21 protein-coding genes and 3 riboswitches are annotated in these 20,887 nt (G+C 40.4%); of the genes, 15 read left to right on the forward strand and 6 right to left on the reverse strand.

Annotated elements, in window-relative coordinates; all coding sequences use genetic code 11:
- Positions 1 to 122: 122 nt before the first annotated feature.
- Together metE and BAE31_RS15960 are read right to left on the reverse strand one after the other, a co-directional pair.
- Complete coding sequence (gene metE / locus BAE31_RS15955) at positions 123 to 2,411, reverse strand: 5-methyltetrahydropteroyltriglutamate--homocysteine S-methyltransferase (protein ID WP_046310735.1); 2,289 nt, start codon at positions 2,409 to 2,411, stop codon at positions 123 to 125.
- 150 nt (positions 2,412 to 2,561) lie between these two features.
- Positions 2,562 to 2,753: riboswitch (cobalamin riboswitch) on the reverse strand.
- A gap of 112 nt (positions 2,754 to 2,865) precedes the next feature.
- Entirely contained in the window at positions 2,866 to 3,825 is a 960-nt protein-coding gene (locus BAE31_RS15960; RefSeq protein WP_076840933.1) for a S8 family peptidase, read from the reverse strand.
- 443 nt (positions 3,826 to 4,268) lie between these two features.
- Here BAE31_RS15960 and BAE31_RS15965 point away from each other — a divergent pair, with 443 nt between their 5' ends.
- The 7 genes from BAE31_RS15965 (at position 4,269) to BAE31_RS15995 (ending at position 10,257) form a co-directional block, all read left to right on the forward strand.
- Positions 4,269 to 4,955 (forward strand): response regulator transcription factor, encoded by a 687-nt coding sequence (locus BAE31_RS15965; protein ID WP_024424649.1) that lies wholly within the window; start codon positions 4,269 to 4,271, stop codon positions 4,953 to 4,955.
- A gap of 3 nt (positions 4,956 to 4,958) precedes the next feature.
- Positions 4,959 to 6,308, forward strand: coding sequence for an ATP-binding protein (locus tag BAE31_RS15970; protein WP_076840934.1), 1,350 nt, complete (start codon positions 4,959 to 4,961; stop codon positions 6,306 to 6,308).
- A 66-nt stretch (positions 6,309 to 6,374) separates the two neighbouring features.
- Positions 6,375 to 7,064 carry a PepSY domain-containing protein gene (locus tag BAE31_RS15975; protein ID WP_075622899.1) on the forward strand — a complete coding sequence of 230 codons (690 nt, stop codon included), beginning with the start codon at positions 6,375 to 6,377 and terminating at the stop codon, positions 7,062 to 7,064.
- Between the two features lie 93 nt (positions 7,065 to 7,157).
- Positions 7,158 to 7,676 carry a PepSY domain-containing protein gene (locus BAE31_RS15980; protein ID WP_041105996.1) on the forward strand — a complete coding sequence of 173 codons (519 nt, stop codon included), beginning with the start codon at positions 7,158 to 7,160 and terminating at the stop codon, positions 7,674 to 7,676.
- A gap of 76 nt (positions 7,677 to 7,752) precedes the next feature.
- Positions 7,753 to 7,893: a hypothetical protein gene (locus tag BAE31_RS19745; RefSeq protein WP_087975549.1), complete on the forward strand. Its 141-nt coding sequence runs from the start codon at positions 7,753 to 7,755 to the stop codon at positions 7,891 to 7,893.
- Between the two features lie 131 nt (positions 7,894 to 8,024).
- A riboswitch (M-box (ykoK) riboswitch) is annotated at positions 8,025 to 8,189 on the forward strand.
- A 208-nt stretch (positions 8,190 to 8,397) separates the two neighbouring features.
- Complete coding sequence (gene mgtE / locus BAE31_RS15990; RefSeq protein WP_039178033.1) at positions 8,398 to 9,756, forward strand: magnesium transporter; 1,359 nt, start codon at positions 8,398 to 8,400, stop codon at positions 9,754 to 9,756.
- 102 nt (positions 9,757 to 9,858) lie between these two features.
- Positions 9,859 to 10,257 (forward strand): metal ABC transporter substrate-binding protein, encoded by a 399-nt coding sequence (locus BAE31_RS15995; protein ID WP_076840935.1) that lies wholly within the window; start codon positions 9,859 to 9,861, stop codon positions 10,255 to 10,257.
- 34 nt (positions 10,258 to 10,291) lie between these two features.
- On the opposite strand, the gene BAE31_RS16000 is transcribed toward BAE31_RS15995, so the two are convergent.
- Positions 10,292 to 10,621, reverse strand: coding sequence for a MerR family transcriptional regulator (locus BAE31_RS16000; RefSeq protein ID WP_024424656.1), 330 nt, complete (start codon positions 10,619 to 10,621; stop codon positions 10,292 to 10,294).
- Positions 10,622 to 10,812: 191 nt separating this feature from the next.
- Here BAE31_RS16000 and BAE31_RS19750 point away from each other — a divergent pair, with 191 nt between their 5' ends.
- From BAE31_RS19750 to BAE31_RS16010, 3 genes are all read left to right on the forward strand, one after another.
- Positions 10,813 to 10,968, forward strand: coding sequence for a hypothetical protein (locus BAE31_RS19750; protein WP_087975683.1), 156 nt, complete (start codon positions 10,813 to 10,815; stop codon positions 10,966 to 10,968).
- A 37-nt stretch (positions 10,969 to 11,005) separates the two neighbouring features.
- Entirely contained in the window at positions 11,006 to 11,170 is a 165-nt protein-coding gene (locus BAE31_RS16005) for a hypothetical protein (RefSeq protein WP_041106000.1), read from the forward strand.
- 357 nt (positions 11,171 to 11,527) lie between these two features.
- On the forward strand, positions 11,528 to 11,992 hold the full coding sequence (locus tag BAE31_RS16010) for a MarR family winged helix-turn-helix transcriptional regulator (protein WP_087975546.1): 465 nt from the start codon (positions 11,528 to 11,530) through the stop codon (positions 11,990 to 11,992).
- A 30-nt stretch (positions 11,993 to 12,022) separates the two neighbouring features.
- Here the strand turns inward: BAE31_RS16010 and BAE31_RS16015 are convergent, their stop codons facing one another.
- Positions 12,023 to 14,443 carry a bifunctional diguanylate cyclase/phosphodiesterase gene (locus BAE31_RS16015; RefSeq protein ID WP_076840936.1) on the reverse strand — a complete coding sequence of 807 codons (2,421 nt, stop codon included), beginning with the start codon at positions 14,441 to 14,443 and terminating at the stop codon, positions 12,023 to 12,025.
- A gap of 246 nt (positions 14,444 to 14,689) precedes the next feature.
- Between BAE31_RS16015 and BAE31_RS16020 the strand changes: the two genes are divergently transcribed.
- From BAE31_RS16020 to BAE31_RS16035, 4 genes are all read left to right on the forward strand, one after another.
- The gene (locus BAE31_RS16020; protein WP_076840937.1) at positions 14,690 to 15,304 is read left to right on the forward strand and encodes a DedA family protein; all 615 of its coding nucleotides are present in this window, start codon (positions 14,690 to 14,692) and stop codon (positions 15,302 to 15,304) included.
- A 77-nt stretch (positions 15,305 to 15,381) separates the two neighbouring features.
- Positions 15,382 to 15,552, forward strand: a riboswitch (yybP-ykoY riboswitch).
- A 31-nt stretch (positions 15,553 to 15,583) separates the two neighbouring features.
- Positions 15,584 to 16,375: a TerC family protein gene (locus BAE31_RS16025; protein ID WP_041116428.1), complete on the forward strand. Its 792-nt coding sequence runs from the start codon at positions 15,584 to 15,586 to the stop codon at positions 16,373 to 16,375.
- Between the two features lie 215 nt (positions 16,376 to 16,590).
- Complete coding sequence (gene sigI / locus BAE31_RS16030) at positions 16,591 to 17,346, forward strand: RNA polymerase sigma factor SigI (protein WP_003210952.1); 756 nt, start codon at positions 16,591 to 16,593, stop codon at positions 17,344 to 17,346.
- Positions 17,343 to 18,521, forward strand: coding sequence for an anti-sigma factor domain-containing protein (locus tag BAE31_RS16035; protein WP_076840938.1), 1,179 nt, complete (start codon positions 17,343 to 17,345; stop codon positions 18,519 to 18,521). Before sigI ends, BAE31_RS16035 begins: the two co-directional genes overlap by 4 nt.
- 38 nt (positions 18,522 to 18,559) lie before the next feature.
- Here BAE31_RS16035 and BAE31_RS16040 read toward each other — a convergent pair whose 3' ends face one another.
- Positions 18,560 to 18,754: an alpha/beta-type small acid-soluble spore protein gene (locus BAE31_RS16040; protein ID WP_076840939.1), complete on the reverse strand. Its 195-nt coding sequence runs from the start codon at positions 18,752 to 18,754 to the stop codon at positions 18,560 to 18,562.
- 123 nt (positions 18,755 to 18,877) lie between these two features.
- Complete coding sequence (locus BAE31_RS16045) at positions 18,878 to 19,594, reverse strand: DUF1836 domain-containing protein (protein WP_076840940.1); 717 nt, start codon at positions 19,592 to 19,594, stop codon at positions 18,878 to 18,880.
- Positions 19,595 to 19,872: 278 nt separating this feature from the next.
- On the opposite strand from BAE31_RS16045, the gene htpX reads away from it, so the two are divergent.
- Positions 19,873 to 20,772: a protease HtpX gene (gene htpX, locus BAE31_RS16050; RefSeq protein ID WP_024424664.1), complete on the forward strand. Its 900-nt coding sequence runs from the start codon at positions 19,873 to 19,875 to the stop codon at positions 20,770 to 20,772.
- The last annotated feature ends 115 nt before the right edge of the window (positions 20,773 to 20,887 follow it).

Genomic DNA, 20,887 nt, shown 5'->3' on the forward strand with positions numbered 1-20,887 from the left:
TCGACTGACTTCTCTAGTATAAACGAATCATGCTAGAAAAGAAATCATCATAGTAGGAGATCGAACAGGCCAATTTGCGCATAAAAAACCCCTGCCGCGTTCAGCAGGGGAGAGACATTCAATTATGCGTGCTGCGCCAGCTTTTTACGAGCGACTTCAGCAGCTGTGACCATGTTTTTCAAAGCAGCAATGGTTTCAGGCTCTTGTCTAGTTTTTAGACCACAATCGGGATTCACCCAGAAGCGATCTGTCGGACAAACGTTCAGCGCATCATCAATGATTTCGCTCATTTCTTCAACAGATGGAACGCGCGGGCTATGGATATCATAAACGCCTAGTCCAAGTCCTTTCAAATACGGGTGCTTTTCTAAGTAATCGAGGAATCCGCCATGACTGCGTGAATGTTCAATTGTAATCACGTCAGCATCCAAGTCTTCGATGGTATCGACAATATCCTCGAAGTTACTGTAGCACATATGTGTATGAATTTGTGTTTCATTTTGAACGGATGATGTGGATAAACGGAATGACTCTGCTGCCCAGTTTAAATATTCTGCCCAGTCACTTTCTTTGAGCGGAAGTCCTTCTCTTAGCGCTGGCTCATCCACTTGGATCACTTGAATACCAGCTGCTTCTAAAGCTTCTACCTCTTTACGCAAAGCGAAAGCGATTTGGAAAGCAATGTCTTTGCGAGAGATATCTGTTCTTGGGAAAGACCAGTTTAAGATGGTAACAGGTCCTGTCAGCATGCCCTTGACTTTTTTCTCTGTTAAACTTTGTGCGTAAACCGTCTCTTTCACTGTCATTGGCTCTGTAAACTCTACATCTCCATAAATGATTGGCGGCTTCACGCAGCGTGATCCATAGGATTGTACCCAAGCAAATTTCGTAAAGGCAAATCCGGCTAGCTTCTCACCGAAGTATTCAACCATGTCTGTACGTTCAAATTCTCCATGTACGAGCACATCCAGACCAATTTCTTCTTGAATATCAATCCATCGTTTTGTTTCTTTCTTAATAAACTCATCATACTCTGCATCTGTCCACTCATTTTTGCGCCACTTTTGACGAGCACTGCGCACTTCGGCAGACTGTGGGAAACTGCCAATTGTTGTTGTTGGCAAGAGCGGGAGCTCAAGAGATTCGTTTTGGATACGCAGGCGTTCTTCAAAGGCAGCTGGACGTTTAAAATCTTTCGATGAAAGATTGTTGCGTTCCGCTGTTAGATCCGCATTTGTTCCTTTTGCGAACTCTTTTAAGGTAAGAAGTGCTTGTGCTGCTTCGTTAATATCAGCATCAATGGCAGCTGCTCCTTTTGTTAAACCTTCTTTTAGCAGTGTCAATTCAGCCAGCTTTTCAGTGGCATAAGACAGTCCGTTTAATAGTTTTTCTTCAAGCTGTTCGCTTGGGTGTTTGGCAACTGGCACATGCAGTAAGCTGCTTGATGGCTGCAGCCATACTTCTTTCGGCTGAACGTCAGCAATGACTTCAGAAATAAAGGATAATCTTTCGCCAAGGTCTGATCTCCAAATATTTCTTCCATCAATGACGCCTGCTGCTAAAATTTTATCTTTCGGGAAGCCGTGCTTTTTCACTTGATCAAGGTTGCGCCCTTGATCATGGACAAAATCAAGACCGATTGCTTCAACAGGATATGTGACAAGCTCTTCATACGCATCTACTGAATCAAAGTATGTTTGAAGAAGAATGTTCAACCCAGGTACGGCTTCTTTGATCGTTTGATAGATTTCTTTTACGGATTTTACGTCTTCACTTGAAGCTGTGACAAGTGCAGGTTCATCAATTTGAACCCATTTGACGCCTGCTTCCTTAAGTTCTTTTAAAAGCTGAGTATAAAGCGGCACTAGACGCTGCTGGATTTCTTTCACTTCATTTGCTTCATAACCTTTAGAAAGTGAGACAAATGTATATAGACCAAGTACAACCGGTTTTGTTTCAACACCAAACGCCTTTTTCACCTTTTCGTAAGCTTCAAGCGGTTTGTTGTGTGTGAGTTTAAATTCTGTGCTTTTTTCGTATTCTGGAACGATGTAGTGATAGTTTGTATTAAACCATTTTGTCATTTCACTTGAGACGGCATCTTTTGTTCCCCTTGCCATCGCGAAGTATGTATCTAGCGGGTCTTTTAAGCTGCGGAAGCGCTCTGGAATCCAATTGAACATAACAGCGGTATCCAGCACGTGATCATAGAAGGTAAAGTCTCCAGAAGGAACAACATCAATTTGTTGATCGATTTGTGTTTTAATGGCAGTTAAAAATTGTTCATCCAGTGTGCTTAAGAGGGTTTCGCGGTCTGTTTGACCTTTCCAGTAAGACTCAAGTGCTTTTTTCCATTCTCTGTTTAAACCAATTCGCGGAAAGCCTAGATTACTTGTTTTAACAATTGTCAATTCCAATTCCTCCTCTAAATATAAAAAGACATTTACGCTCATGATCATGATTGATGAGGTAAATGTCTGGTTTAAAAGACAAAATGTGTGTGCGAAATAAGGCGTGAGTATCACTGACGCTTTTCCGACATCTCCTATCAACCGTAGGGGGTTTGATGTGATAGAGCGGCTGGTATCCTGGCTGGTGAATCTGCAAGCTTTTCATCCTTCCCATCCTAATGACAGTGGATTCATGAGAAAAGCTCTCCTCACTCACAGTGGCGGGACCGCGCCGGATTTTCACCGGTCTTCCCAATTAAAATTCGACGTGTAATCGAATTACCGACTCTCAAACTATGAATTTATTGTGTTCGATTATATAACGTTCACTTCATTTCGTCAAAGTAAATTTTGAATAATTTTAATTAAAAAAATCCTGAGAAAATTCTATCTTTTCTCAGGACCTCTATTTAAGCTATAGAGATAAAAGATCTGCTTCCAATGTTTTTTCTAAAAGGACATCAGGCGCAGTTAAATATAAAAATCCATTCCCTACAAGGGCTTTCGACTGTTTTAATGGGAGGGTTCTTCTGACAAGCTGAGCATAAACCTCAGGCTCTGTCAGCGTGCGCTGGAACGCTTCTTCTTCGGCATTTTTAATAATGGCTAGTGCACCGCTTACGTGAGGGGCAGCCATTGAAGTTCCTGTGAGCCTGCCATATTTATGGTTAGGGAGAGTGGATAAAATGTCTTCTCCTGGAGCGACGAGGTCGATTTCTTTATTGGCGTTAGAAAACTCAGAGGATTCTCTAGCAAGGGAAACAGAACCGACGGCAATGACTTCATTGTATGCTGCTGGGTAGGAGAACTCTTCCGTACGCTCGTCCCCGTCCCCTTCATTTCCTGCTGCGCACACAACAAGCACACCGCTTTTTACCGCATTTTGAATGGCTTCCTGCAGGGCAGGCTCATTGCTTGGACCACCGAGAGACATGGAGATAATATCAACCTTCTGCTCTGCGGCATAGTTGATGCCATCAATGATCCACTCATATTTTCCGCTGCCATTTTCACCGCCAAGAACTTTCACGATGAGAAGCTTGGCTTCAGGGGCAACCCCTAAAATTCCGCCATTTTGATCGGTTGCGGCAATCGTTCCTGCTACATGGGTACCATGCCCATTGTAGTCTTTTACATTTTCAGCATCTCCATCGTCATCATCGGTAAAGTTCTTCCCACCGATAATCTGATCCTTTAAGTCGGGATGCTCTGTGTCACAGCCTGTATCAAGGACAGCAATGGTTATGCCTTTTCCTTTGAAGCCACTTGACCAAAGTTCGGGTGCTTTAATCTCCTGAATACTTTCCGGCGTCTCTTTCGCTTCCATCACATTGGCTTTTACTTCATACGGAATTAAGCGAATTTCACCTTTCATAAGAAAGCCCTCCTTATTTTGTTTTCAAAGTAGATTCAGGCTGCATAATGTTATTGTATAAAAGAAACTTTTGATCGGAAAGGGTCAATTGTAATAATTTTTCAAATAATCAATCTATTATCAAAAGTGCAGTTCTCCTCACATATTGACGAAAGAGCTCACCTTTTGAAGAAAACTCTTGATATCATATGAAAAAGAAGGAAATGCTGCATAGTGAGGTTGCACCTGTACAGAACAAAATGGGTGAATAGAACTAAAAGAGGCAGACTAAAAAATAATGAGATCAAGTAACAAATTGAGAAGAAGGTTCAAGTTAAATGTTTTTTCTCAAAAATAGTTCCCTCCATAAAAAAATAGATGTGAAGATTGTGACTGTTCCAAATAAGAAAGGCAACATATAATAATGGAAAGACAAGCTTGCCTTTTAGATAGGAGAGATAGAGATGAACAAAGGGAAGATACTCGTAGTCGAAGATGAAAAGAAAATCGCAAGGGTGCTGTCACTTGAGCTTGAATATGAAGGATATGAGGTGACAGTCAAAGAGACAGGAATAGACGGGCTTCAGGCTCTTGAAGAAGATAGCTTCGATTTGGTTCTGCTTGACGTCATGCTTCCAGAGTTAAGCGGGCTTGAAGTGCTGAGAAGGGTTCGGAAGACAAATACAGCGACACCTATTATTTTGATTACAGCAAGGGGAAGTGTTCCTGATAAAGTAAGCGGGCTCGATCTTGGGGCGAATGATTATATAACAAAACCTTTCGACATAGAAGAATTATTAGCGCGAATTCGCGCACAGCTAAGGTTGAATATACATGCACAAGAAGAAAAGGAGACAGAGCTGAGCATAGCAGACTTAACGGTCAACGAGAAAACAAGAGAAATACAAAGGGCTGGGCAAATGCTTGAACTCACACCGAGAGAATATGACCTGCTTGTTCACTTACTGAACCATCAGCAGCAAGTGCTCACAAGAGATCAGCTTTTAACAGCGGTTTGGGGTTTTGATTATTTCGGTGATACAAACGTGGTAGATGTCTATATCCGTTATTTAAGGAAAAAAATCGATTACCCATTCGAAAAACAGCTGATTCACACAGTGAGAGGTGTGGGTTATGTGATGAAAGGATAAAGAATGAGATTAAAAAATAAGATTCAGCTTTATACGTCGTTGTCTTTGTTTTTAATGGTGCTCTTGTTTCATACAGCCATTTATTTTATTTTTTCGATGACCTTGACGCAAAAAGATATGTCCCGCTTGTCTGAGGTGGCTGAAAATATTGCGATTGCTTTAAAAAAATCAGAGGAAGAGGGTCTTCCGTCCTCGGAGCTGCTGAAGGCGTACCTGCCTCAAAATGGTATGATCCGTGTCGTGACAGAAACGGGAGAGTCAAAACTGACTGTCACAAAGGAATCAACGTTTAGCTCACTGCCTTTTACATACGAATCTGGCCAGACAGCAGAAATCAAAGAATACAATAAGCATATGATTGCGTTCGCTGCTATTCCGGTCATTTGGACAAATGGTGAGATTATGTCGCTTCAAGTATATGAAGAAATCGAAAATACGGAAGAGAACTTAGCGTTATTAAAAATGATTTTAATCGCTACCGGCGTTTTGTTTATTGTGCTTTCCTATTTTGCAGGCCACGTTTTAACAAAGCAAATTGTCCGGCCGATTAGCAGAATGACGAATACCATGAAGGCAAGTATGAAAGAGAAGGCGTTTAAACGAATTGAATTAACAGGCGATTCAAAGGATGAACTATATCAAATGGGACAAACCTTTAATGAAATGTCCGAGATTCTCGAGAAGCATTATGAAAAAGAACAGCAATTTTTGCATGATGCCTCCCATGAATTGAAGACACCGATTACCGTCATTATGAGCTACAGCAATTTACTCAAACGCTGGGGGCAAACACGTCCAGAGGTTGTAGAAGAATCCTCCCAAGCGATTCATGATGAAGCGAAAAAAATGAAAAGACTGACAGATCAATTATTGACATTGGCGAAAAACGGCCAGCCGTTATACTTGGATATGAAGCCGGTTGATCTTGGTCATTTGTGCAAGCAGCTATGTCATACACTTGAAGTGGCCACCAATCGAACGATTCAATCTCATGTGCAGACAGATCAGCCGCTGATCGCAGAAGGAGACGAAGAGAAAATCAAACAGCTTTTGACTATCTTAATTGATAATGCGGTCAAATATAGCAGAGAGCCAGTTGATGTGACCTGCGGATGGGCAGGAGACAAGCCATTTATTTCAGTGATTGATCAAGGAATTGGCATAAAAGAAGAGGATCTGCCGAAAATCTTTGACCGCTTTTTCCGTGTGGATGAAGCGAGAAACAGTGAGACGGGCGGAACCGGACTCGGTCTTTCAATTGCGAAGCAAATTGCAGAAGAACATGAGGCCGAGCTGAAGGTAGACAGCCGTATCGGCGAAGGAACAGCCATGACCATTCTTTTTCAGAAATAAATGGGTCTTTTCTCATCAATTTCTCATTTCCTCCTTATAAAATAGGAAATAGGAAGGAGGCGCTGCATGTCTAGAAAAACGAAAATGGTGCTTGCGCTCGCAGGATGTCTTGTGATTCTTGCGGCCTTTGCAATGCTCATGATTCAAACCATTGATCAAAAAATATTAAGTGAAGCAGAAATGAAAAAAATGATCTCAAAAGACTACAATGGAAACATTACACATATTGAGTTAATCAATCATAAACAGGACTACACAATGACGCTGGAAAATGCTAATGGCATCTATCAAATCATTGCATCTTCTGCAAGCGGTCAAATGAAAGAAATTAGACAGTTAAAAAGCTATCAGAAGCCAAATGAAAAAAATGCTGAGCTCCAGGCAGAAGAGGCGGCTGTTAAAAAGGTGAGCGGAACCGTCATTCAAAAAAAGGAGACGTCAGATCGTTTCATTTTTACCATCCAATCAAAAAAAGAATTGTATCAAGTCGAGGTCGACAAACAGTCATTTAAGGTGCTTGAAGCAGAAAAGAAAAAACCAACCTCTAAAGAAAAGAAGCTCACGAAAATCACCGTCGAGGAAGCCATCCAAATTGCCGTCAAAGAAGTTGGAGGAACAGTGGATGATGCTGATCTTGAAACATTCAGCGGTATGCTCGTATTTGAGGTAGAGCTGGATTTGCCTGACGGCAGAGAGGCAGAGGTGCTTGTGAACGCCTATACAGGAGACATTGAGGGCATTACGTACGAAAACTAATCCTTTTCTCATGATATTCTCATGTTTCTTTCCTTCCTTTATCATCTTGTTTTTTTAAGATATAGAAGAAATCAAACAGAGGAGGAAATGAACATGATGAAAAAAGTACTAGTAGCTACAGCATTAACGGGAACTCTTGTCGCAGGTGGTTTCACACTTCAAGCGCAAAATACAAATCAAACAGCAAACGCCGAGCAAGTCGTGCAAAAGAAATCGTCATTTGTTTCAAAGAAACAAGCTGAAAAAGCAGCCTTAAAAGTGGTGAAAGGCTATGTGGACGATGTGGATCTTGAGCGTAAAAAAGGAAAATGGGTGTATGAGGTCGAGATTAAAAAAGGCGGCTTTGAATATAAAGTATATGTCGATGCAAAAACTGGAAAAGCGCTGAATGATCCAGTCAAAGAAAAGAAACAGAACGTGAAGATCACGAAAAAACAGGCAGAAAAAACGGCTCTTGCAAAAGTAAAAGGCACAGTCACTGATTCTGATCTAGATAAAGAAAATGGTGTGTACATTTACGAAATTGAAATCACAACACCAAACGGCGAGGAAGTTGATTTTGAGATTTCCGCTAAAACAGGCAAAATCCTGAAGCAAGAATGGGATGATTAAGCTATGACCAAACCTTACACTTTCATGTGTAAGGTTTTTTCATTGGGACAAACTACGGGAAAGGAGGCGAGAGAATATGAAGAAAAAAGAAGAAGAGCACACAATGGATCACGCGGAATACGTTCCGCATCCTGATGGAGAAGGATATGCTTTGTTTTTGCATGATTCCTTTCATCTCCTCTCCCAAGAGGATATGAATCAGCCGGAAGAAGAATAAAAAACATGAAAGGGCGATGGCTGAGCTGTCTATCGCTCTTTTTTTGAAAAGTAAGCGAATACATAAGGATACTTGGCATCTTGCTTATTGACATCATTCCGCTTTTTCTGTAATCTCAGTGTGTTAACAATATGAGACTTCGTTAGGTGAGGCTCCTGTATGGAGATACGCTGCTGCCCAAAAATGTCCAAAGACGCCAATGGGTCAACAGAAATCATCGACATAAGGTGATTTTTAATGCAGCTGGATTTTATCCTATGCCATACAGTGCTAAAGCTCTACGATTGAAGGAGCAAGTGTTTATTTTGTCATGCTTACAAAGCGCCTTCATTCGGTTGAAGGTGCTTTTTTATGAGAAAAGGAGGTGTGGGGATGGATCATCCCGATTCGAGACACATAGAGAGTATGTCAAAAGATCAGATTGACGCATCAGATAGAGGAGATCCTGACCCCCGCACATTCTAAGGGATTCGGGTATCTCCTGACTTTGGGGAGGTAACAGCGATGATACAGAACATTACGTACGATGAACTCATTTTAAGAATCATTATTTTATTAAGAGATGGCAAACGCAAAGAATTTAAAAACATTATGGAAGAACTTCAGCCATATGATATGGCCTATTTATTTAAAGAACTTCCAGAAAAACACCGCGGCCGTTTCCTCAGCTTCTTAACAGTCGATGATGTGACGGAAATGATGGGTGAGCTTGAGCGCGAGTACCAAGAAATTGTGCTTGAAAAAGTAGGGAAAGACAAAGCCACCTTCGTCACAAACAAAATGGATAACGATGACCTAGCCAACTTGTTTGATGAAATGGATGATGAGCTGAAAGATCAGCTTTTATCAAACATGGAGGCAGAGGAATCAAAGGCCGTCCAGCTTCTCATGAATTATCCTGCTGAGACAGCAGGCCGGATCATGACCAACCGATACGTATGGATTCCTCAGCACTATACGGTTCAGGACGCAGTTGTAAAGCTGAAAAGCTTTGCTGAAATTGCAGAATCGATCAACTATTTATATGTCATTAATGATCAAAAGCAGCTTGTAGGGGTTCTGTCGTACCGGGATCTCATTTTAGGTGAACCAGATGAAAAAGTGCAGGATCTTATGTTTACAAGAGTCATTGCCGTTGGAGCCTTTCAGGATCAGGAAGAAATCGCAAAGTTGATTGAACGGTATGATTTTCTTGCTATTCCTGTTGTAGAAGAGAACAATGTCCTGGTCGGAATCGTCACAGTCGATGATATCATTGATGTCGTCATTCAAGAGGCAGGAGAAGACTATGAGAAGTTCGCTGCCTCTGGTAAAGATATTACGTTCGACACGCCCGCTTTTGTTGCGGCATACCGCCGTCTCCCGTGGCTCATTTTGCTCTTATTCATTGGGCTGATTTCAGGCAGTATTTTAAATTACTTTGAAGATACCCTTCAGCAAGTCGTCGCCTTAGCCTTCTTCATGCCAATGATTGCCGGGATGACAGGGAATACAGGCACACAGTCGCTTGCCGTCGTCATTAGAGGGCTTTCAAAAGAAGAATTAACGAAAAAAACCATTATGCGCCTGATTTTTAGAGAGCTCCGAACAAGTATTTACATTGGGATTGTCTGTTCCATCATTATTACAGTCGTCGCAATGGTGTGGCAGGGCAATATGATTTTAGGATTTGTTGTCGGTTCCTCACTGCTTGCCACACTGATTATTGGAACGATGGCAGGTACGATCGTGCCTATTATTTTACACAGATTAAACGTCGACCCTGCGATTGCATCTGGGCCGCTGATTACAACATTGAACGATATTTTATCACTGCTGATCTATTTTGGTATTGCGACAGCGTTCCTTCATACACTTATGTAGCAAGAAGACTGTAAAACATGACGTTTTACAGTCTTTTTTTGTATAAAGATTGCATATAGCGCTTCCATCCTTTACATTTTAAGGAGAAGGTGGGAGAGAAACATGAAGAAATTCTTATTCATTTTGATGTGTATGCTTTTACTGAGTGCATGTCAAAGGGAGGACGAGGGGAAAGACCGGAGACTAGTGGCTGCAGAACATATGCTTGAAGCCATCACTGAAGGAAATAAAAGAAAAATGGAAGACATCTACGTCGAAGGTGCGGTCCCGAGCCCGGATGACATTCTGAAACTGAAAAAAAAATGGGGCATAGACACGCTTTCTTATGAGGATTTTCAATTGGAAGAAGCCAGCATTCATGTATTCCATGCGAATTATGAAGATGCAAAAACCAGGAAGAAAAAGGCACTTGCCCTGCGGGTGAAAGAAGACCCTGAAAGAGGCGGCGTGCTGATTGATTTTGTAGGGGTTGTAGAAGGTACTGAAGCTTCCTCTAAATAAAAAGAATCGTTCAAAAGAGCGATTCTTTTTTTGTTTAACGATTTTTATACCGAAAGTGTGCGTTAATCTGGCCTTCCAGCATTTTTTTCTTAAATTGTCCGCTTTTTAGCGCTTGTTCTTTTTTCTTCATGTCTTTTAAAATTTCAGCTGTCTGCACACCGTCTTCTCGTTTATTGGCGATGTCCATCAAACGTTCAACATCTGCAAAAGAATATTTCCGTGTGCCTCTTGTTGAGCGCTGGGGGTAAATGAGTTTACGTTCCTCATAATATCGGATTTGCCTCACGGAAAGCCCTGTTAACTCACTGACAATCCCGATTGAAATGACTTTTTTATCTTTATAAGATACATCTTCCTGCGTCATATACTCACCCCTGCAAGTCTTTTCTTCATATTATATAGAACGAGAAGTGAAAAAACCTATCGTTTGTTAGAAAATATAACACAAAAACGAAAAAATGAAAAAACCATGGAAGGAAAGATAACAGAGAGTGTGCAATACATCTTACGGCAGCATATAATCATGGTGAATTGACATAGGAGGAGGAGCATATGATGGAGCAAGCACAGATCATTCGTATGGCAAAAGAAATCATCGCATTAGATGTGAAGAGGGATGAATTGCTTGAGCAATTCATGCAGGCAGCAGGTCAGAATGCACATGCGCTTCTAAGGGCCATGCAAAATGATTTGTATAAGAAGTCTTCATAAGCACCCGATCCAAATCACTTGATAGGAGGGATAATTGGTGCGGCGTATATTAAAAGAAGCTTTAGCAAAGGAAAGACATTATTATACGAAGCAGCTATGTTCATTAGGAGTTTACAGCCCTGATGCGGCCAAGAACATGACAATTAGTGACTTAAAAAAAGAGTATCATTTCTTTTTCAACAAAACAGAGCGCTATCTGTAAAAATCCCTTGAAATGTGCGTATGTCACATAAAGGGTTCTTTTTTTGTGTTTAATATTATAGCAATATTGAATTTTGTAGAAATTTGGCGAATGAAGTGCAAGAAACCATAGATTCTTTACAGATTTTGTTAAAGTGTGTCACATCTTGATGGTTTGCTGAAAAAGCTTTTTTTCGAGATGATTGTGAAAAATAAGAAGGATTTTAAAAGTTTATATCGAAACCTTATACATAACACGAATGGAGTCACTTATGTGGTTGAAAGGGTTTTCAAAAACGTACTTCTATTTTTTACGAAAGGCTCCAACTGCACCGCAAGACAGCCTTGAAGTTAAAAAAATATTATAAGAGGTAGATATGTGATGAGACTATCGTTTAATGAAGAAGAAGTAGAACGCTCAATGACGCTTTACAAGGTTTTTGCAAGAGCATTTAAAAGCGTTTCAGAACACAGTATTAGAGACAGCAAAGAGCATGGATTCAATCCAACTGAATTTGCCGTTCTTGAATTACTGTACACAAGAGGTGCTCAAAAGCTTCAGCAAATCGGCTCAAGACTCCTGCTTGTCAGCGGGAATGTGACGTACGTAATTGACAAATTAGAACGAAATGGTTTCATTGAAAGAGAACAGGACCCCAAGGATAAACGGTCGGTTTATGCCCATTTAACGGAAAAAGGGCGAAGCTATCTTGACAAGATTTATCCGATCCACTCTCTTCGGATTGCGCGTGCATTCTCTGGTCTGACACGTGAAGAACAAGAGCAATTGATTAGTCTATTGAAAAAAGCAGGTATTCACAGTCAGCATTTATTATTTAGATAAAACGAAAAGGTGCCAATGATGGCACCTTTTTTATGTGTCAAGCAGCGCCGGATAGGCGATGAATTTTTCAATATCGCTTGCTGGCAGCGGTTTGGCATAATAAAACCCTTGCAGGTCGTCACAGCCCTGGGCAGATAAAAGCTGAGCCTGTGCAAATGTTTCAACACCTTCTGCTATCACTTCGAGAGATAATTGGTGTCCCATCGCTATAATAGCCCCTGTAATCTGTTCAGACTTTGAATCACTTAAAATATCCTCAATAAAGGATTTATCAATTTTCAGTCGATGAATCGGTAAATCCTTTAAATAGCTTAATGAGCTGTGGCCTGTACCGAAATCATCAATACTAATGCGGACGCCAAGCTGTTTTAGCGACGTTAACACCTGTTTTGATTGCTTGATATTGTCCATTGTCATACTTTCTGTGACTTCAAGCTCCAAGAGTGACGGTTTTAGGTCGTATTTTTTCAGTGTGAGCTTGATCAAATCAATTAAGTCTTCAGAATTGAATTGTTTCGCAGATAAATTGACAGCCACAGGGATCTTCAGCCCATCGTCATACCACATTTTTGCCTGCTTGCCAGCCGTATCAATGACCCATCTGCCAATATCGATGATCAGTCCTGATTCCTCTGCCAGCTCAATAAAAGCCTCAGGTGATTTTAAGGAACCATCTGGTGCCTTCATTCTTAAAAGGGCTTCAACTCCAGTCACCTTTCTTGTTTTGGCACTGACTTGCGGCTGGTAGTGAAGGACAAATTGCTCTCTTTGAATGGCATCCCTCAGCTCCAGCTCCCGGTTTAACCTGTCCTCACTTAATCTTTCCATGGATTCGGTAAAGAACTCATATCGGCTTTGCTTATGTTTTTTGGATAAATACATGGCCATATCGGCTTTTCTCATCAGCTCCATCCCGTCTTTGCCATTTTGCGGAGAGATGGCGATCCCAATGCTGATCGAAGTAATGAGCTGATGGTTCTGGATGAAAAAAGGACGTTCAAATTGATGGATGATATTTTTAGAAAATTGTTCGATTTTATGTGTATCATGATCCATGTGGGGAAAGATCATTAAAAATTCATCACCGCCAAGTCTTGCGATAAAGCCATTGTCCGGTAAACATTGCGTCAGTCTGTTTGCGGCATTTTTCAGCAGTAAATCTCCTATGTTATGCCCGAGTGCATCATTAATAATTTTAAAACGATTTAAGTCCAGAAACAGAACCGCTGTTGATGTTTTTGACTTTTCTTGAGCGGAGAGAACATCATTTAAATGATTGATGCCGTGGCGGCGGTTAGGAAGCTCTGTTAGTGCATCATAATGTGCCATCACATGAATTTCCTTTTCTGCAATCCGTTGCTGCGTTAAATCTTTTAAAACAAGATAAATGCTGTCGAGTGAATTGTTCACATGAACAGGTATGTAAGTGACATGATAATAATAAAAACGATCTGCTGCTTTTAGTTCTGCTTCGCGTGTGATGGCTTTTTTTGACTGAGAAATAAATTCTTCCCACAACTCAGTCGGCATCACATATTGGCTGAGATCATCACCAATCTTAGAATTGCACAACTCTAAGATTTGTTTACCAGAGTCATTTGCAGAAAGAACCTTTCGATCGACAGATAACACGATAATGCCGTCTATATTATGTTTGATAAGCGATTGAAACCGCTGTTCATTTTCTTTCAGCTGATCTGACTGCGTCATGATCCGGTGATCAATATAGGCACCAAAGATCATCAGCGTTTGGACAATAAGTGTCATCAATCCGATGAAAAGCGACAGACTAAAAGGTGACATTTCAAGAAAACCACCTGCAGCAGCCTGTCCATTTGAATGATAAAACATGGTAGAGGCAGCCATACCAGTATAATGCATACCTGCTATAGCACCGCCCATCAACATTGAACCAAAGCTCTTTAAAAGATAATTCTTCTGTTTACTTTTAATGTGCTCAACACGAAAGAAGAGCTTCAATGAAAAGTAGGAGGCAATGGCAGCAATGAAAAATGAAAGAAAAAAGAGGACGGGATCATAGCTGATTGAGACATTGGCCATTGATTCCATTCCAAGATAATGCATGCTGCAAATAGCTGTACCCATGGTGATTGAACTAATGAGCAGCCGTCTTGTAGAGAGCTGCTTTTGAATGCATATTGAAAAAGCGATCAAGGATCCGATAAATGAGGCCAAAATCGATAGAATCAGTAAGGATGTATCATATGTAATGCCAACACGCATTTGAAATGCCATCATGCCAATAAAATGCATCGACCATATCCCCATTCCCATGATCATTGCACCAATGAGCAGCCATACCTTTTTCTTTGCACCGCTTGACTGTGCTACCCTGCTGGCTATATGAAGAGCTGAGTAGGAGGCGACAGCGGCGACAGCGATTGACAGAAAGACAAGCCATCCATTGTAGCTTCCTGTTAAATGGGTCATGTAAGAAAACCTCCTGTATCTTAAAACAGACATATACTTAATATATCGGATCGAATGGCTTCTGTGTTCACCTTTCCTTCACTTAAATACAACAATCAACGTTTTTTTCACCCTTCTTTTATAGTAAAATCAAATTTAATGTAAAAAAACGATAAAAAGCGAATCGTTTCTTCGGTTTTATTCGTTTAATATATGGTGTGATTCTAAAAGAGATAGAATCAGTCAAATGATTATGTGTGAAAGGGATTGATAAACATCGAAGATTTTATTATTTCTTTAGCTGATGCCTTTAAGAACTTGTCATACTTTGGCATCTTCCTCGCATTATGCATTGAATTTGTACCTGCTGAAGTGGTTTTGCCTCTTGCGGGTTACTGGGTCTCAGAAGGAGACATGGCCTTTATCGGTGTTGTGGCGGCCGGCTCTATTGGCGGCGTGGCTGGCCCTTTGACCTTGTACTGGTTAGGACGTTACGGCGGCAGACCCTTTTTAAATAAATATGGAAAGTACTTTTTTATAAAACCTGAGTCGCTTGATAAATCGGATGCTTTCTTTGAAAAGCATGGCGGATTCGTCGCATTCAGCGGCCGGTTCATACCAGGAGTCAGAACGCTGATCTCCATCCCGTGCGGTATTGCCAAGATGAATGTGTGGGTCTTTTGCCTTTATACGTTTTTGGCAATTACACCAATTACGTTTGTGTATGTGTATCTTGGGTTTATGCTTGGGGAGAATTGGAAAGAGGTTGGCGCCATGATAGATCCTTATCTTTTACCAATTGGGGTCGGTGTTGTGTTATTGTTTGTTGTCTACCTATTTATAAAACGAAGAAAAAGAAAAACAGAAACGCCAACTGCCTAATCAATGGATCGAACAGAAAGTCACCTGTTGACAATCGAGTGTCTATTGATTATGATATAAGTAATCTAAATATTCTAAATCCCGCCAAAGGGGAGTAGCGTCCGGTTTTTACCGGAAACAAAGTCGTCATTACATGGACTGATGTTCATCGGCTTTGTTGGCATGATTCTACATATCACATGTCTAGCAAGACCTTTGCCATTACAGGCAAAGGTCTTTTTTGCATTCATAAGCCTTTGTCTGTTGTGGGACAATAGAAAAAAACAAGGAGGAATGATGATGGATGCAGCCATTATTTTAGAGTACGGGTGGGTTCTGCTCGTACTGATTGGATTAGAAGGGATTTTAGCAGCTGATAACGCGCTGGTCATGGCCGTGATGGTCAAACACCTTCCAGAAAAACAAAGAAAAAAGGCACTGTTTTACGGACTTGCAGGAGCATTTATTATGCGATTTGGTTCTCTGTTTCTTATTTCGTTTTTAGTGGATGTGTGGCAAGTTCAAGCCATTGGTGCCATTTATCTTCTTTATATTTCCATTCACCATATTTTAAAATCGCACGTATTTAAGAAAAAGGAAACAGATACAAACATGAAACAAAGTGGTTTCTGGGCAACAGTCGTGAAAGTAGAGCTTGCCGACATTGCTTTTGCCGTAGATTCCATTTTAGCGGCCGTCGCTTTAGCTGTGACACTGCCAAAAACAAGTCTTCCGCAAATCGGCGGACTCGATGGCGGTCAATTTATTGTTATTCTTTTAGGCGGTATCATTGGTCTTGTTATTATGCGATTTGCAGCAACGGTCTTTGTGAAACTGCTCAAAACAAGACCGAGCCTAGAAACAGCAGCATTTGTCATTGTCGGATGGGTGGGTGTGAAGCTCACGCTTTATACACTGTCACATCCAGCTATTGGGGTCGTATCGTCTCATTTTATCCATTCAGCATTATGGAAAGTCATTTTCTGGACAGTGCTTCTCGCAATTGCAGCATTTGGTTGGTTTTTATCAAGCCCATCAAGAAAAGGCGGACAGGAAAACGAGGAGAAACAAGAGGCACGCCTGGGAGAGTAGGTTTTTTGAAAGAAATATCATTTCATTTTCATAACACGTATATTACAAATAAGGGGGAGATACCCCCTTATTTCTTTGCTTTTAGACGAAACATTGTAAAGTAGATGGTGACATACATGTCATAATTGAGTAACAGGAAATGAATTCCTCATTTCTTCCTTTGCGCTTCCCTCATAAATTAGCTATCATAAATGAGTAATATAGGGAGAACTGAGGTGAAACCATTGCTTAGCCTTTTGTTTAAAAAAGGAAAGAAAAAGCAAACATTAGAGCAGTCGGCTATCAGTATTCAACAAGGTGATATCGAACTGCAAAATGCATTAATAGAGCAATACAAACCATTTGTCGCTAAGACGGTTTCATCCGTTTGTAAACGATATATAGATGAAAAAGATGATGAATTCAGCATAGGCTTAATAGCCTTTAATGAAGCGATAGAAAAATACTCTGCCGAAAAAGGAAACTCACTGCTTGCTTTCGCAGAATTAATTATTAAAAGAAAAGTGATTGACTATATTCGAAAAGAAGCAAGAAATGCGCCAACGGTTCAAATGGACCTGCAAGAAAGTGAGAATGGCGAATACTCTCAAAGCATGATTGAAGCAGAGCTCTCGGCAAATGAATATAGGCGTTTAATTGAACAAGAACATAGAAGAGAAGAGATTGAACATTTTAAAGAACGATTGAAAGTATACGGTCTCACGTTTCAAGAGCTGCTTGAGCATTCACCAAAGCATGCAGATGCCAGGCAAAATGCCATTAAAGTAGCCCATACACTCGTTGAACACGATGAGCTGAGAACCATTTTATTTCAGAAAAAACAATTGCCCGTCAAACAGCTGGAAAAGTTAGTGGAAGTCAGCCGCAAAACGATTGAGAGAAATAGAAAATATATCATTGCGATGGCGATCATTATGACAGGTGATTATGTGTATTTGAAAGATTACCTTAAAGGGGTGCTTAATTCATGAGAAGAGGCATTATAGTAGAGAAAAACAAAAAATATGTCACGCTGCTGACCCCTGATGGACAATTTCTGCGGACAAAATATGAAGAGCAAAACTATGAAATCGGCCAAGAAGTGACATTTCCGAATGAATCACGTCTCGAAAGAAAAAGAGCCGGTTTTTTTGACCTGCTTCGTTTACGTCCGTTAAATGCAGGAATCCTATCAATAGCAGCGATTATTGTCGTAATTTTTACTATGATGCCATCTCTCTCAAGTCAAAAAGCATATGCGTATATGACAATTGACATTAACCCAAGCTTTGAGCTGAAGCTTGATCACAATTATCAAGTGATCGGTGTCACACCGCTGAATAAAGATGCAAAGCAAGTACTGGCGAGTATGAAGGATTTAGAAAAAAACGACATGACCAAAGTCGTGCAGGAAATTATAGATGACTGTGACAAAAAAGGATATGTGAACAATTCTAAAAGTATTTATATTTCAACCGTTTATGAAAACAAGCAGGACAATACATATAAAACAAACGTAAAAAGCAAAATCAACACCATTTCTGGTGAATATCAAAAACGCAATTATAAGCTGGAAACTGTGGAAAGTGACCTGGAAACAAGAGAAAAAGCTCAAAAGGCAGGCATTTCAACAGGAACATATATTAGAAATCAAGAAATGCAAGATAAAGAACATGAAGACATCAAAGAGGATGAAGACGCAGCAGATAACGATGCTGTGAAGGAAGAAGATCCTAAGAAACATGATGAAGAACAAGCAGATAAAGACAAACAAGAAGACGTAAAGACAGACGATAGCGAAGAGATGAAGCCAGATCAAGAGGCTCCTGAAGCTGAGGACAAAGAGCAGAAAGAACCAGAGAGGGAAGAGCAAGGATCTGTTCAAAAGCCTCAAAAACCTGATGATGAAAGCAAAGACAAAAAGATAAAGGAAGAAAAGGATCCTTCTTTCGATAAAGAGCAAAAAAAAAATCACTCAACTGATCCTGATGAAAGAAGACACTGGAACGGCACATCACGTGGTGATGCAGAAAAACATGCAAAAAAAAACGGCAGGGATCAGAACAATCCATCCGCTGAACAAAAAAGAGAACATGCAAAGCAAAAAGGGAAAGGTGCACCGTTTCCTTATCGCGAGAACCGGCATGAGCACACATATGAACAATAAAAAACGCCAGATTAGCTCCGGCGTATTTCACCATGTCTTTATTTAGATTGATTGCCCATTTGTGATTGAGCCTGTTGAACGAGTCTTTTTGTGATTTCACCGCCAACAGAACCGTTTGCACGTGAGACTGTATCTGAACCGAGATTGACGCCAAATTCTTGAGCGATCTCGTATTTAAATTGATCTAAAGCTTGTTCTACTCCAGGAACAAGAAGTTGATTTCGATTTGCCATGTCATATTCCTCCTTTCACCTCATGTTTGTTGCGCCTTCTTATTTTGAAAAAAACGGCGTGCAATTATGCTGGCAATTGCTGTACAAAAAAACCGAGGTGATGGAAGTCACCTCGGTTCTTATTTATCCCTTATTCAGCTGCAGCGTATTTAACATCATTTCTTGTGCGGTACTTTGCAAATGAGAAGTAAAGACAGAGAAGACGGTAGAACTGATAATGCCTTTAATCAAATTCCATTGGCTCTTCGTCAATTCTGTAAACTCGTCATGGAGCTTATCTGTCTGCTCTTCGGTTATTTCTCGTAAATTTGTTTCCTTTAATGGAAATTGAGTATGGTGATAAATAAAATCAAGGACGTGCGCATAAGCTTCATAAAAACGGATTGGACTAATAATATCATCTGTTCGATCTGTGATGGTGTTAAATAAGGCAGATAAGATCATACGAATGGTATCGAAGTCAAAAACTGATTTTAAATCCCTGACAATTAATAAAATAACGACCTGATCAATAGAGTACTTCTTGCCAAGCTCTGGATGGCCAATCATATCTTTAATATCACGTTTGATCCAATTTTGAATCGCCGTCGATTTAAGAGAAGTCAGCTCACACAAGTTGCCAAGCTCAACAATTTCATTTGTAGAAAGACCATGCTCTGATTTTTGCTTCCGCCGTTCAAGCTTCTCAAAAAAAGACGGGATCTTTAATTCATCATAGTTATGATCCTTGCGATTTTTTACAGATAGTTTCAAAAGCTGAAGCGGAGTTAGATCTCCCTCTCCTTTTAGAGAATACAGAAGTCTTGTCATGTCAATTCTCGTTAATTTAAAAGTAACCATGTTCCACCTCATTTGTACGTCAAAACGTGATTATTGATCTAATTCAACATCATAGTCTCTTTTTGATGAAAATGCAAAATAAACTCAAAACCAGACCTGTGCGTCACAATTTGTTCACTTTTCTGCTGGAGCCAATGTCGTAAATATTGATGTGATGGGGCTTTAGCCGTTATGATAAACAGAGAAAGTGATCCCTTTTTCCTTGCAATTTGAGACGTTTATTTTTATAATTTTATTAATAAGTTCATTTGAACTTAATATGACAGCGGAGGTTATGTATGGGTAAGAGAATATTTCTGTTTATATTAACGAACATTCTTGTTATCACTACGATTGGTATTGTACTGTCGGTTATTAGTGCAGCAACTGGTGTTGGTTCTTATATAGGAGCAGACGGAAGACTTAATATCCTTTATCTTCTTGTATTCAGTGCAGTAGTTGGTTTTGTTGGCTCGTTTATGTCACTTGCAATGTCTCGCTGGATGGCAAAAATGATGATGGGTGTACGTGTGTTAAATCCAGAAAAGGATTCATTAACATATGATGAGCAGCAGCTTGTTGACCGCGTGCACAGACTTTCAAGAGCAGCAGGCCTTTCTAAAATGCCTGAGGTTGGTATTTATCAATCATCTGAAGTAAATGCATTTGCAACAGGTCCTTCTAAGAGGAGATCACTTGTTGCGGTATCAACTGGATTGCTTCATGAAATGGATGATGCAGCAGTTGAAGGTGTAATCGCCCACGAAGTCGCTCACGTTGCGAATGGTGACATGGTGACGATGACGCTGCTTCAAGGAATCGTCAACACGTTCGTTGTGTTCCTTTCAAGAATTGCGGCATGGATCGCTAGCCGTTTTGTTTCACGCGAAGAGCTTGTGCCGATTGTTCACTTTATCGCTGTGATTGTTTTCCAAATCATTTTCTCTATCCTAGGAAGCCTTGTCGTATTTGCATATTCTAGACACCGTGAATTCCATGCAGACCGCGGCGGAGCCGACCTTGCAGGTAAAGATAAAATGATTCATGCGCTTCGTTCACTTGAGGCGTACACGTCAAGAATCAAAGATGATGATCAAACAGCAGTTGCTACGCTGAAAATCAGCGGTAAACGAAAAGCTTCTCTTTTCTCAACACACCCTGATTTAAACGAAAGAATCAGAAGGCTAGAAGCAAAATAAGAAAGAGGAATAGACATTCTTTAACAGGATGTCTTTTTCTTTTTGATGAAAAAGAAAATAAAGCATAAAATAGCTTTAAAATCATGTCTCTTTTCATTAAAATGAGAAAGGTATT

It is taken from the genome of Bacillus sp. I-2 (genome assembly GCF_001974945.1).
Taxonomy (GTDB): domain Bacteria; phylum Bacillota; class Bacilli; order Bacillales; family Bacillaceae; genus Bacillus; species Bacillus safensis.

Excerpts from the sequence above, each read along its gene's own strand:
- BAE31_RS15960 (WP_076840933.1), bottom strand. The coding sequence starts at position 3,825 with ATGAAAGGTGAAATTCGCTTAATTCCGTATGAAGTAAAAGCCAATGTG.
- BAE31_RS15965 (WP_024424649.1), top strand. The coding sequence starts at position 4,269 with ATGAACAAAGGGAAGATACTCGTAGTCGAAGATGAAAAGAAAATCGCA.
- BAE31_RS15970 (WP_076840934.1), top strand. The coding sequence starts at position 4,959 with ATGAGATTAAAAAATAAGATTCAGCTTTATACGTCGTTGTCTTTGTTT.
- BAE31_RS15975 (WP_075622899.1), top strand. The coding sequence starts at position 6,375 with ATGTCTAGAAAAACGAAAATGGTGCTTGCGCTCGCAGGATGTCTTGTG.
- BAE31_RS15980 (WP_041105996.1), top strand. The coding sequence starts at position 7,158 with ATGATGAAAAAAGTACTAGTAGCTACAGCATTAACGGGAACTCTTGTC.
- BAE31_RS19745 (WP_087975549.1), top strand. The coding sequence starts at position 7,753 with ATGAAGAAAAAAGAAGAAGAGCACACAATGGATCACGCGGAATACGTT.
- mgtE (WP_039178033.1), top strand. The coding sequence starts at position 8,398 with ATGATACAGAACATTACGTACGATGAACTCATTTTAAGAATCATTATT.
- BAE31_RS15995 (WP_076840935.1), top strand. The coding sequence starts at position 9,859 with ATGAAGAAATTCTTATTCATTTTGATGTGTATGCTTTTACTGAGTGCA.
- BAE31_RS16000 (WP_024424656.1), bottom strand. The coding sequence starts at position 10,621 with ATGACGCAGGAAGATGTATCTTATAAAGATAAAAAAGTCATTTCAATC.
- BAE31_RS19750 (WP_087975683.1), top strand. The coding sequence starts at position 10,813 with ATGGAGCAAGCACAGATCATTCGTATGGCAAAAGAAATCATCGCATTA.
- BAE31_RS16015 (WP_076840936.1), bottom strand. The coding sequence starts at position 14,443 with ATGACCCATTTAACAGGAAGCTACAATGGATGGCTTGTCTTTCTGTCA.
- BAE31_RS16025 (WP_041116428.1), top strand. The coding sequence starts at position 15,584 with ATGGATGCAGCCATTATTTTAGAGTACGGGTGGGTTCTGCTCGTACTG.
- BAE31_RS16035 (WP_076840938.1), top strand. The coding sequence starts at position 17,343 with ATGAGAAGAGGCATTATAGTAGAGAAAAACAAAAAATATGTCACGCTG.
- BAE31_RS16040 (WP_076840939.1), bottom strand. The coding sequence starts at position 18,754 with ATGGCAAATCGAAATCAACTTCTTGTTCCTGGAGTAGAACAAGCTTTA.
- BAE31_RS16045 (WP_076840940.1), bottom strand. The coding sequence starts at position 19,594 with ATGGTTACTTTTAAATTAACGAGAATTGACATGACAAGACTTCTGTAT.
- htpX (WP_024424664.1), top strand. The coding sequence starts at position 19,873 with ATGGGTAAGAGAATATTTCTGTTTATATTAACGAACATTCTTGTTATC.